We start from the raw sequence: 13258 nt of genomic DNA, 5'->3' as shown, positions 1-13258 counted from the left end.
AAACCACAAAAAAAACTCATGATAGCTTCATAACAGATAAAAATAATTATTAATCAATGAAAAGTCTAAGAACAATTGCTCTAAAAGAGGCGCAAAATAGAATTTCACCAGAAGTTCATGCACCATCATCGAAAATTTCTGAATTTTTTGGTTCGAATGTTTTTGATAAGAAAAAAATGAGAGACTTCTTATCTAAAGAAGTTTATGAAAAATTAATTTCTACAATAGGTCAAGGAGAATTAATTAATCAAGACGATGCAAATCAAATTGCCTCTGCAATGAAAACTTGGGCAATGAGTAAAGGCGCTACTCATTATACACATTGGTTTCAACCTTTAACTGGATCTACTGCAGAGAAACATGATTCATTCTTTGAACCTAGTGGCGACGGAGCAATTGAAAAATTTGCTGGTAGCGCACTAGTTCAACAAGAACCAGATGCTTCAAGTTTCCCAAATGGTGGTATCCGTAATACATTCGAAGCTCGTGGTTATACAGCTTGGGATCCTTCTTCTCCTGCATTTATTATGGAGAGCAAAGCTGGAAAAACACTTTGTATTCCAACTGTATTTATTTCATATACAGGGGAATCTTTAGATTATAAAGCACCTTTATTAAAAGCATTAGCTGCTATGGATAAAGCAGCTGTTGATGTTTGTCAATATTTCGATAAAGGTATTACTAAAGTAACTGCTTCATTAGGTATAGAGCAAGAATATTTCTTAGTTGACCTCGCTTTATTTAATGCTCGTCCAGATTTAGTAATGACTGGCCGTACCTTATTCGGACATATGTCTGCTAAAGGTCAACAATTAGAAGATCATTATTTTGGTTCTATTCCTGAGCGTGTATTTGCTTACATGGTAGATTTCGAAAATGAAGCTTTAAAATTAGGTATTCCTTTAAAAACTCGTCATAATGAGGTTGCTCCTTCTCAATTTGAATGTGCTCCTATTTACGAAGAAATCAACTTAGCGATTGATCACAATCAGTTGTTGATGGATTTAATGGAAAAAGTTGCCCGCCGTCATAACTTTAAAGTTTTATTACACGAGAAACCATACGCAGGCATCAACGGTTCTGGGAAACACAATAACTGGTCTTTAATCACAGATACTGGTAAAAATTTATTAGCACCAGGAAAAACACCAAAAAACAACTTGATGTTCTTAGCATTTTTCGTGAACACCATTAAAGCTGTTCATGAACATGCAGATTTATTAAGAGCAAGCATCACTTCAGTAAGCAACGATCACCGTTTAGGCGCTAACGAAGCTCCACCAGCAATTATTTCTATCTTCCTAGGTCAACAATTAGATGAAATATTAGATGAAATTGAGCATTCTCGCATCAGCAAAAAAACCAAAGAAGATAATGGTTTATGGTTAGGTATTCCTAAAATTCCGCAAATTACTTTGGATAATACAGATCGTAACCGTACTTCTCCCTTCGCATTTACAGGTAACAAATTCGAATTAAGAGCTGTAGGTTCTACAGCGAATTCATCTGCTCCAATGACGGTTTTAAATGCGATCGTTGCAGATCAATTGGTTAAATTTAAAACCGATGTAGATAAATTGATTAAAAAAGGCGATAAAAAAGATGTTGCCTTATTAACGGTTATCAAAAGATATATCAAAGAATCTAAAGACATTCGTTTTGAAGGAAATGGTTACAGTCAAGAATGGGCTGATGAAGCTGCAAAACGCGGTTTATCAAACATTAAAACTACACCAAAAGCTTTAGATGCTTATGTAAGCGATAAATCGACTGAATTATTTACTAAAACTAATATCTTCAGCAAACGCGAATTACACGCTCGTCATGAGATTTTATTAGAAAGTTTCTTCAGAAAATTACAAATTGAAGCTCGTGTAATGGGTGATGTGGCAAACAGCCAAATTTTACCTGCCGCTATCGCTTATCAAAATGTATTAATTGAAAATGCAAAAGGATTAAAAGAACTTGGTTTAAGCAAAGAAGCTATCGCTACTCCATTAGCAATTATCAGCAAACTATCTGAGCACATTAATATTGTTAAAACTAATATCGATGCAATGTTAGAAGAACGCAAGAAAACTAATGCGATTGAGGATAGCCGTGAGAAAGCGATAGGTTATGACGAAAAAGTGAAAGTTTACTTTGACACTATTCGTTACCATACTGATAAATTAGAGCAAATTGTTGACGATAGCGTTTGGCCATTGCCTAAATTCAGAGAATTACTTTTCTTAAAATAGTTTTTTCCAGTTTTAATACTAAAAGCGTTCAGATATAAATTTGGACGCTTTTTTTATGCATACTTTCGAACATTCTAACTATATACTTTCTGACTAAAACATTATCTTTGCAAGCAATATGAGCGATAACAGGTATAACCAGCGTGGTGTTTCTGCATCAAAAGAAGATGTTCATGCTGCTATCAAAAACATTGATAAAGGTATTTTCCCACAAGCATTTTGTAAAATTATTCCAGATATTTTAGGAAATGATGAAACCTACTGCAACATTATGCATGCCGATGGCGCTGGAACCAAATCTTCCTTAGCTTATACCTATTGGAAAGAAACTGGTGATATTTCGGTTTGGAAAGGCATAGCTCAAGATGCAATTATCATGAATTTAGATGATTTAATTTGTGTTGGTGCTACCGAAAACATCCTATTATCCTCAACCATTGGACGTAATAAAAACCTTATTCCTGGGGAAGTTATTGCAGCAATTATTAATGGCACTGAAGAAATTTTAGCAGATTTAAGAGCTTTAGGAATTTCCATTTTTTCTACTGGCGGAGAAACTGCTGATGTTGGTGATTTAGTAAGAACTATTATTGTTGATTCTACCGTTACTTGTCGTATTAAGCGGGAGGAAATTATCAGTAACCATACTATTCAAGATGGTAATGTAATTGTTGGTTTAGCTTCATATGGTCAATCAACTTATGAAACTGAATACAATGGAGGAATGGGCTCTAACGGATTAACATCCGCTCGTCACGATGTATTTGAAAAATCTATTGCGAATAAGTACCCTGAAAGTTTTGATCCAGCTGTACCTTTAGATTTGGTTTTTTCTGGGGGTAAGCGATTAACAGATACAATTGAAATAGATGCTTCGACTTCGCTAAGCATAACGATTGGAAAATTAGTGCTCTCTCCTACACGCACTTACGCTCCGGTGATTAAAAAGATTTTAGATGCATATCGCAAAGATATTCATGGTTTAGTTCATTGCAGTGGTGGTGCACAAACCAAAGTATTGCATTTCATTAATAATGATGTTCATGTAATTAAAGACAACCTATTCCCTATTCCACCTTTATTTAAATTGATACAGGAACAATCTGGCACCGACTGGAAAGAAATGTACAAAGTATTTAATATGGGGCATAGAATGGAGATTTATATTCCTCAAGCAATTGCTGATGATATTATTGCAATCTCTAAAAGCTTTAATATTGATGCGCAGATAATTGGTCGAGTAGAAAAAGGAAACCAAAAACAAGTTACATTAACGAGTGAGTTTGGAGAATTTGTTTATAATTAAACAAATTGTCATCTCGACTGGAGCGCAGCGTAACGGAGAGATCCTTAAGGTGCCTCGTACTCGATGTAATTTTAATTAGTAGAAAGATTTCTCCACAAGGGCGAAATGACGAGCATTATCCTATTTTTGCTTTAAATAAATCAATAGTCCTTTGCCAAGCTAGTTTAGCGGCTGCTTCATTGTACCTTGTTGGTGAAGTATTGTTATTAAATGCATGATTTACATCATCATAAATAAAGATTTTATACTCTACGTTGTTTTGCTTTAATGCGGCTTCATAAGCAGGAATTCCAGCATTAATACGTTCATCCAACCCACCATAATGGAGCATAATACTTGCTTTAATTTTAGATACATCTTCTGCTTTTGGCTGAGCTCCATAGTAGGCAACAGCGGCTTGTAATTTAGAATCATTTACAGCTAATTTATTAGCCATGCCTCCACCCCAACAAAAACCAATGCAAGCTGTTTTTCCATTGCTATTTTTATGGTCTCTTAAAAATTCTAATCCTTTCAAATAGTTTTGAAGATTTTTTTCAGCATCCAGCTTTCCAATCAATTCCCTTCCCTTATCTTCATCAGTAGGTGTACCACCAAATGGCGACAAAGCATCAACACCTAAAGCCAAGAAACCTTCAGCAGCCACCCTTTTAGTTACATCAATAATATGCGGATTAAGCCCCCTATTCTCATGTATAACTAGAACGCTCCCTAATTTATTTTTACCTTTTGGTTGCGCTAAAACAGCTTTCATATCTCCATCAACACCTGGATAAGTAATGTTTTCACTCATCACATTCTCATTATTAAATGGAGCTGCAGCTACATAGTTATTTTCTAATAAAGGCAAAACAGTTAAAGCTAAAGCAGTACTACCTGTTAAAATAGCTAGTTTTTTCATAAACTCTTTTCTACTTAGTTGACTGTGAGTATACGAATCGTAAAGTGTAATAATTTTTTGATCCATGGTTTTGAGGTTTGTTTTCATCACAAGATACGAATTGTGAATTGTTTAAACTGCAATCCAAAAAAAATCCCGCTAACCAATTCAGGTTAGCGGGATTTTACATTAAATGTATTTAATCTTAGTTAAAGTTATAACGTAAGCCAAATTGCATATAAAATGTAGATGAAATAGTTTGAGAAGTACCAAAAGTAGTTCTTACAATATCACCATTTGCAGTGTTCATTCTAAATGTTGGTTTAGTAGTAGCATTAATTGCTGTCACATTTTGAGGAACTAAAATTGCAGCATTATTTACGAAATTAATGTTACCCCAATTTTTGTTCAACATGTTACCTACGTTGAAAATATCAACAGAGAACTGTACTGAATTTTTAGTATTTCCAACATTTTTGAAAACTTCTTGTGTTAATCTAAAATCAACTTGATTTCTCCATGGAGATTTAGCACCATTGCGCTCTGCATATTGACCTTTGCGTGTTTTCAAGTAATCATCTTGCTCAATGTAAGCCATGAAAATATCACTTTGTTGTTGAGGTGTATAGGTTTTAGCAGGAGTTGTTGCAGTAGCTGCAATAACAACATTTCCACTGAAAGTAATTTCAGATGCATCTTTCGGCACATAAATCAAATCGTTTGTTTGTCCATCGCGGTTAAAATCTGCTGAATAGGTATAAGAGAATCTTCCTTGTTGAGAACCTTCATAGAATAATGCGATTGAAGTCGCTAAGTTTTTGAAGTATTCTTTTTTGTAAGAAACCGATGCAATTACACGATCAGGATTCAAGTTAGATGAATAGCTTAAAGATGCAACATTAGGGTTTGAAGATGTTTGAGGAATTGACCATAAGTTTAACAATTGATCACCACTTCCATCTCCAAAGTTACGTTGATCTGATTTTGTATATGCAACCATTAAGCCCAAACCTCTACTAAATTGTTTGCTTAACTGACCTGTTAAACTCCAATTGTATCCGCCTTTAGCATTTTTCATTTTAATTGCATTGAACAAAGTGTTTGAAGTTGTTGCAGAACTAGCTGCAACTAAACCACCTGAAGTCAATGGAACTGCTTGTTTATCAAATGCTGTAGCAGCGAAGAAAGGTCTGTTATCTGGGTAACCAGCAATATTTAATGGAGTTGGATCTTTTAAGTTAACGTTAACCGCAACTGCCGAATACAAATCTTTACCATAAATTCCTTCTAATGTACCAACGATACCCCATGGTAATTTAGCATCAACTGCCAAACTAGATTTCCAAGTAGAAGGGAATCTTAAGTCTTTAGACATTGCACTAATTGTACTTGGTATAGTTGTACCCGCAACACCTTTTGGACCTACTAAATTAGGTGCAATGCTTGGGTTAAAGAATGGAGTAGTTGCACCAGAATAAGCTTGAGTATACTGGATTAAACCAGCATCACCAGATTGAGAAACAATCCATACAAATGGAACTCTACCTGTAAAGATACCTGTACCACCTCTAACTTGTAAAGAACGATCACCATTTACATCCCAGTTAAAACCGAAACGAGGAGAATAAGTCATTTTATTTTCTGGTAATTCGCCAGTATTGATTTTTTCACCATTAGCAAAAGTTTGTGCAGCAACCAATGGATGAGTTTTAATTTCATCTACACCTGGATATGTTGCTTGTTCAAATCTAATACCTGCAGTTAATTTTAAACGATCAGAAACATTAAACTCGTCTTGTAAATAAGCTGAATATTGAGCAAATTTGAATGAAGGGAATGCTTGCGAACCATCAGCAGTTAAAGGATAAGTAACTGAATATTGTAATGGTCTAGCATTATTCACGAAATCATCCCATGATTTAAAGGTATAGAAACCAGTACCAAAACGCTGGAAACCATTTTTGGTAGTACTAAATTCTGCTTGTAAACCTAAAGTTAAATTATGTTTGCCTAAAGCTAAACTTAAATCATCACTATAAGTATACGAAGTAACGTCTCTTAAGTTACCATATGTGAAAGCTTCGTAACCAAACGTAGTTAATACGTTACCTGCACTTGTTCCTGTTTGAGTGTTATCTAAAATATCAACTAAAGGGAATGGAGCACTATCAGAGTTTCTTGGATCATTTTGGTGAGAATAGGCAACACGTAAAGTGTTAGTTACTTTATTTCCAAATGAAGAGTTTAACTCAGCAGTTGCTGAATATAAGTTTGCAGCTTGATAATAGTTTGAATTAAAGAAAGGTAAACCTGCAGTTGAAGCATTACCAGATCTAACGTTTCCATACCCTAAAGAGCCAGCAACTGCCGAACCTGTAACTGAAGTACTTGCTGGACTTGGACTTTGGCTTTCTACTTGGTTATAACGAATGCTAAAACGGTGATTTTTTGCAATATTCCAATCTAAACGAGCAAAGAATTTTTCATTCTCACTAATATTTTCATAATTCTGATAAGGACCTGTTTTGTAACCATACTTAGCATCTAAATACGAACTAACTGTATTCATGAAATCAGCAGTTGTTTTGGTAACTGTTGAAATTGAACCATAAGGTAAAGCTGGAGTAGCCGCAATTCTAGATGTTCCTGGAGCTTTAGTAATTTTTCTCTCATAGTTCACAAAAAAGAATAATTTATCTTTAATGATTGGACCACCAAAACTAGCACCATAGTTTTTCTCATCTAATTTCTGTAAATTTTGGATAGTGTAATCACCAATTTTACGACCTTGTTGATCATCACCACGCATGGTGTAAAATGCGTTACCAAAAAACCTGTTACCACCCGAACGAGTTACTGCATTAACAGAACCACCAGTAAAACCAGTCTGACGAACATCATATGGAGTTACATTGATAGAGATTTGCTCTAATGCATCAATAGAAATTGGAGAACCACCTGCAGGAATATTAGCTCCAATACCGAATTGGTTATTGTAGTTAGCACCATCTACAGAAAAGTTGTTAGAACGGTAGTTACCACCACCAATTCCATTGTTGCTATTAGACTGAGGTGTTAAACGAGTAATATCGTTTACACTACGTGAAATAGTTGGTAAAGTTTGGATTTGCGCTCTACTCACTACAGTATTTGCTCCGCTTTTGTTAGAGTTCAAAATAGCATTTGTACCTGTACCAATAATATTAACAGTAGCTAAAGTTGAGCTATTGTCTGATAATGTCACATTTAATACAAATGGCTCACCTAATTTTAGGTAAACATCATCAAATCTTTGTGGTTTGTAACCTACAAAGCTAACTTCAATGGTGTAAGGACCACCAACACGCATGTTACCAATAGTGTAACGTCCATCAGCATTAGTAATCACGCCATAAACCGTTCCGGTTGGCGTATGTGTAGCTTTAACGCTGGCACCAGGCAAAGACTCTTTAGAGTCTTTAATTGTACCTGTCATTGACGATGTAGTTATCTGTGCATTAGCAACAGAGGTGAAACCAACAAAGGCAAAAACAATTACTACAACTTTTAATAGTAAAGATTTCTTCATACTCTTTTAATTATTTTTTTGTTTTTGTTAAGATATGTTAAAATATCGCCTGCAAAGGTAAATATTTATTTCATTCTGATTCTTATTTCCAATGTTAAATAATTATTAATTATCCCAAAACTTATTAACACTTAACATAAAGATTAAAACCTCTAACTAACACTTTATCAATCGCTTGATATTTATGTGTTTCAACCTATACATGATTATTAACTAGATTAGAAAACTTATAATTGTCAAATTGTAGTGTGTAACATCTTTAAGGTAATTTTAATCAACATTTTTTTTAATTTTGACCATTGTTTAAGTTAATTTTCCTTTAAAAAGATATGAACTACGATTTAATTGTTATAGGCAGCGGTCCTGGCGGATATGTAACTGCGATAAGAGCTTCTCAATTGGGTTTAAAAACTGCAATTGTAGAAAGAGAATCTTTAGGAGGCATATGCCTTAACTGGGGATGCATACCAACCAAAGCTTTATTAAAAAGTGCACAAGTATTTGAATATATAAATCATGCTGCTGATTATGGCATACAGGTTGGTGAGGCAAAGACAGATTTTGCTGCTGTAATTAAACGTAGTCGTGGTGTTGCAGATGGCATGAGTAAAGGCGTTCAATTTTTAATGAAAAAAAATAAAATTGACGTTATTATGGGTACAGGCAAAGTAAAACCTGGCAACAAAGTGGATGTGAAAGCTGCTGATGGAACCCAACAAGAATTAACAGCCAAAAATATTGTAATTGCAACAGGCGCTCGTTCAAGAGAATTACCAAACTTAAAGCAAGATGGTAAAAAAATAATTGGCTATCGCCAAGCAATGGTTTTACCTGAACAACCTAAATCTATGGTAGTTGTAGGTTCTGGTGCTATAGGTGTAGAGTTTGCGTATTTCTACGCAACAATGGGTACGAAAGTTACCATTGTGGAGTTTATGGAAAATATTGTGCCAGTAGAGGATGAAGATGTTTCTAAACAATTACTACGTAGTTTGAAAAAAACCGGAATTGAAATCATGACCTCTTCAAGTGTTGAATCTGTTGACACAAGTGGAAATGGATGTAAAGTCCAAGTTAAAACAGCTTCAGGAATGCAAACGATCGAATGTGATATTGTTCTTTCTGCTGCCGGCGTTGTAGCTAATATTGAAAATATTGGTTTAGAAGAAACTGGTATTAAAACTGAAAAAGGCAAAATCGTAACTGATGAATTTTACAATACTTCTGTAAAAGGATATTATGCTATTGGTGATGTAGTGGGCGGTCAATCTTTAGCGCATGTAGCTTCTGCCGAAGGCATTATCTGTGTAGAAAAAATTGCGGGTCAACATGTTGAACCTTTAGATTACAACAACATTCCAGGATGTACCTACTGCACTCCCGAAATTGCATCTGTAGGTTATACCGAGAAAGCCGCTAAAGCAGCGGGTTATGAATTAAAAATTGGCAAATTCCCATTTTCTGCGTCAGGTAAAGCAAGTGCTGCTGGTGCAAAAGATGGTTTTGTAAAATTGATTTTCGATGCTAAATACGGAGAGCTATTAGGCGCACACATGATTGGTGCTAACGTAACCGAAATGATTGCGGAAATTGTAGTTGCTCGTAAATTAGAAACTACTGGCCATGAAATGATTAAAGCTGTACATCCTCACCCTACTATGAGTGAAGCGATTATGGAAGCTGCAGCTGATGCATATGGAGAAGTAATTCATTTATAAAATATAGATAACAAACTGTTAAATTGGTTAATTGTTAATACAGTTAACCAATTTTCATTTACAGCGGATTATTTGCAAAACTAAAATCAGAATACGATGAAACTCTATACAATAAATACAGGCTTTTTTAAATTAGATGGTGGCGCCATGTTTGGCGTTGTGCCCAAATCTATTTGGCAAAAAAGCAATCCTGCAGATGCAAACAATTTATGCAGCTGGGCAATGCGTTGTTTATTGATTGAAGATGGAAATAGATTAATTTTAGTTGATAATGGGATTGGAAACAAGCAAGATGACAAATTTTTAAGTCATTATTTTCTGCATGGCGATGATACTTTGGACAAATCTTTAGCAGCACAAGGTTTTAGTAGAGATGATATTACAGATGTTTTTTTAACTCATTTACATTTTGATCATTGTGGTGGTTCAATTGAAAAAGTTGGCGATAAACTTCGCCCTGCGTTTAAAAATGCCATTTATTGGACTAATCAACAACATTGGGACTGGGCTGTGCATCCTAACGCAAGGGAAAAAGCTTCTTTTTTAAAGGAAAACATTCTTCCTATTCAAGAAAGTGGACAATTAAGATTTATCCCTTCGCAGAATGGAGTGGTTTTTCATGAGGATATTAAAATCCGCTTTGCATATGGACATACCGATGCAATGATGTTACCTCAATTGAATTATAAAGATAAAACCATTGTGTATATGGCAGATTTATTACCTTCAGTTGGACATATTCCGCTTCCCTATGTGATGGCATATGACATGTTCCCATTACAAACCTTAAAAGAGAAGAAAGAATTTTTGGAAGAAGCAGCGGCTAATGAATATATTCTTTTTTTAGAACATGACTCTATTCATGAATGCTGTACTGTACAGCAAACGGATAAAGGTATTAGGTTAAAAGAGACTTTTAAACTGACGGATATTTAACACTTATTTTTGCGAACATTCTATGCAAATAATTGTTTAATGTTTGTGAAAAATCTCTTACCGTATTGTGTTTTCTTTATTTATATCATTTCATTAAGCTGTAATTCAGACGAATACAGCCCTAATCAAGTATTTAATAGAAACACGGCAACTGATGTAAACGCTAAACAACTCGCGTTACTCTCTCAAAAACCAGCAGGCACACCGATAAAAGTTATCATTTCTGGTGATACACAAAGAAGTTATGAGGAAACTAGAATTTTTGTAGATCAGATTAACCAACGTAATGATATCGACTTTGTTATTTTAAATGGAGATATTTCTGATTTTGGTTTACTACTTGAATTTGATGGTATTTATAAGTTGTACAGTAAGTTACATGTTCCGTTCATAAGTGTTATTGGTAACCATGATCTCGTAGCAAATGGTAGAGCCGTTTATGAACGAATGTTTGGCCCTCTGAATTTTACATTTAACTATGCAGGAATTAAATTCGTTTGTCATGATACTAATGGTAGAGAATATAACTTTGATGGCTCTACACCAAACCTAACTTGGTTAAAAAGCAATTTAAAATTAGATGCTGGAATTTCTAATCTGGTTGCTATATCTCATGTACCCCCTACTGATGCAGATTTTGACCCAAAATTAGTAGCACCCTATGAAAATTTGTTAAATCAAACCCCTGGATTGTTAGCCTCTATACATTCTCACAGACATAGCAAATTAGAATTTTATTACAAAAATGGGACTGGTATACCTTTTATTATTACCAATGCCATCGTAAACAGAGCTTATACATTAGTTGAAATTAAAAATGGACAAATTACTGCAGAAGAAATTAACTTTTAAAATTATATTAGTCCTGTCGCTCTGCTTTTCTCAGCAATTATTTGCTCAAAAAACTTTCTTACAACGACTGGAACCAGATCAAATTAATTTGCAATATGCCGGAAGTATTGGTTTCTTGAGTGCTGGTGTTGGATATAATTTTTTTAAAGAAAAAACAGCTTTGAGCTTTCACATTGGATATGTTCCAGAAAGTTTAGGTGGGGAGTTAACTATTATCGCCATAAAATATGATTACAAACCATTTTCTATCAACATTAAAGACAAATTAATTATTCATCCTATAAATCCAGTAATTTTCACATCCTATACTTTAGGTAAAAATTTCGATTTTAAGTTCGAGAAACCTCAATATAGGAAAGATTACTATTTTTGGTCATCAGCGTTTAGAATACACATGGGTGCTGGTTCTGAAGTAAAGATATTGTCCAAAAAACAAGCAAAAATTAAATCAATAAGCTTATATGCGGAGGCAAACACAAACGATTTATATGCGATTAGTTGGTTTAAAAACAGAACAAGTACACCATTTTATGAAATTTTTAAATTAGGATATGGAGTGAAAGCAAATTTCTGAGAACACAGTATATAAACTTATTATTTGTTCTTTAAACATACTTGAATGCAGTAAACATTGGAAAAAATTAAATCATACATAAACCACTGCCAAACTTAATTTGGAATGATTTTTGTAGTTAAGTTTTTGTTAAAAAATATGACGTAAAGCGTAACATTTTCAGCAATTTACCCTTTCATTCTGTACAAAAATTCATACTTTTGCAGAATCGAAATTAACACACAGGACTAAAACACATAAATGAGACAACTCAAAATTACCCAATCCATCACCAACCGCGAAAGTCAATCGTTAGACAAATACTTGCACGAGATTGGAAAAGTAGATTTAATTACCGCAGAAGAAGAAGTAATATTAGCTCGTAAGATACGTGAAGGTGATCAAGCAGCTTTAGAGCGTTTAACTAAAACCAACTTACGTTTCGTTGTATCTGTAGCAAAACAATACCAAAATCAAGGTTTAACATTAGGTGATTTAATTAATGAAGGAAACTTAGGTTTAATTAAAGCGGCTAAACGTTTTGATGAAACTAAGGGTTTTAAATTCATTTCATATGCTGTTTGGTGGATCCGCCAGTCAATTTTGCAAGCTATTGCAGAACAAAGCCGTATTGTACGTTTACCTCTTAATCAGGTTGGTTCATTAAGTAAAATCAGTAAAGCTTTCTCTAAATTAGAGCAGGAATATGAACGTGAACCTTCTCCTGAAGAATTGGCAGATATTTTAGAAACAACAGTTGACAAAATCTCTGACACCTTAAGTAATTCTGGCCGTCATGTTTCTATGGATGCACCATTTGTGCAAGGTGAAGAAAATACACTACTAGATGTACTTGAAAATCACGAGCCAAATACTGACAGCAACTTAATTAACGAATCTCTTTCTGAAGAGATTAAACGCTCTCTATCTACTTTAACAGAGCGTGAACGTGAAATTATTGTTTTATTCTTTGGCTTAAGTACAAATCACCCACTTTCACTAGAGGAAATTGGCGAGAAATTCAACTTAACTCGTGAACGTGTTCGTCAGATTAAAGACAAAGCATTACAACGTTTACGTCATACTTCACGTAGTAAAATCTTAAAATCTTATTTAGGATAATCCTAAAAAAACGATACTTAGTGTGTTTTAAACACCTTGTAACATAGATTTTTACAAGAAAATAAATAGAAAAAGATTGGGTA

The 13258-nt window shown here is 34.3% G+C and carries 9 protein-coding genes; 7 read left to right on the top strand and 2 right to left on the bottom strand.

Going from position 1 to position 13258, the window contains the following annotated elements:
- The first annotated feature begins 56 nt into the window (after positions 1-56).
- Entirely contained in the window at positions 57-2240 is a 2184-nt protein-coding gene (locus HQN85_RS01995; protein ID WP_173268674.1) for a glutamine synthetase III family protein, read from the top strand.
- Between the two features lie 118 nt (positions 2241-2358).
- On the top strand, positions 2359-3546 hold the full coding sequence (locus tag HQN85_RS01990) for an AIR synthase related protein (protein WP_173268673.1): 1188 nt from the start codon (positions 2359-2361) through the stop codon (positions 3544-3546).
- A 115-nt stretch (positions 3547-3661) separates the two neighbouring features.
- On the opposite strand, the gene HQN85_RS01985 is transcribed toward HQN85_RS01990, so the two are convergent.
- Positions 3662-4513, bottom strand: coding sequence for a dienelactone hydrolase family protein (locus HQN85_RS01985; RefSeq protein WP_173268672.1), 852 nt, complete (start codon positions 4511-4513; stop codon positions 3662-3664).
- Positions 4514-4631: 118 nt separating this feature from the next.
- On the bottom strand, positions 4632-7994 hold the full coding sequence (locus HQN85_RS01980) for a TonB-dependent receptor (RefSeq protein ID WP_173268671.1): 3363 nt from the start codon (positions 7992-7994) through the stop codon (positions 4632-4634).
- 329 nt (positions 7995-8323) lie between these two features.
- On the opposite strand from HQN85_RS01980, the gene lpdA reads away from it, so the two are divergent.
- The 5 genes from lpdA (at position 8324) to HQN85_RS01955 (ending at position 13175) form a co-directional block, all read left to right on the top strand.
- Complete coding sequence (gene lpdA / locus HQN85_RS01975) at positions 8324-9712, top strand: dihydrolipoyl dehydrogenase (RefSeq protein ID WP_173268670.1); 1389 nt, start codon at positions 8324-8326, stop codon at positions 9710-9712.
- Between the two features lie 96 nt (positions 9713-9808).
- Complete coding sequence (locus HQN85_RS01970; protein WP_173268669.1) at positions 9809-10648, top strand: MBL fold metallo-hydrolase; 840 nt, start codon at positions 9809-9811, stop codon at positions 10646-10648.
- A gap of 45 nt (positions 10649-10693) precedes the next feature.
- Positions 10694-11500 carry a metallophosphoesterase family protein gene (locus tag HQN85_RS01965; protein WP_173268668.1) on the top strand — a complete coding sequence of 269 codons (807 nt, stop codon included), beginning with the start codon at positions 10694-10696 and terminating at the stop codon, positions 11498-11500.
- Positions 11466-12074 carry a hypothetical protein gene (locus tag HQN85_RS01960; protein ID WP_173268667.1) on the top strand — a complete coding sequence of 203 codons (609 nt, stop codon included), beginning with the start codon at positions 11466-11468 and terminating at the stop codon, positions 12072-12074. Before HQN85_RS01965 ends, HQN85_RS01960 begins: the two co-directional genes overlap by 35 nt.
- A gap of 240 nt (positions 12075-12314) precedes the next feature.
- The gene (locus HQN85_RS01955; protein WP_055130013.1) at positions 12315-13175 is read left to right on the top strand and encodes a sigma-70 family RNA polymerase sigma factor; all 861 of its coding nucleotides are present in this window, start codon (positions 12315-12317) and stop codon (positions 13173-13175) included.
- Positions 13176-13258 lie beyond the last annotated feature (83 nt).

This window comes from Pedobacter boryungensis, from assembly GCF_013204825.1.
Classification (GTDB): Bacteria; Bacteroidota; Bacteroidia; order Sphingobacteriales; family Sphingobacteriaceae; genus Pedobacter; species Pedobacter boryungensis.
This window is presented reverse-complemented; position numbering and strand designations above follow the sequence as displayed.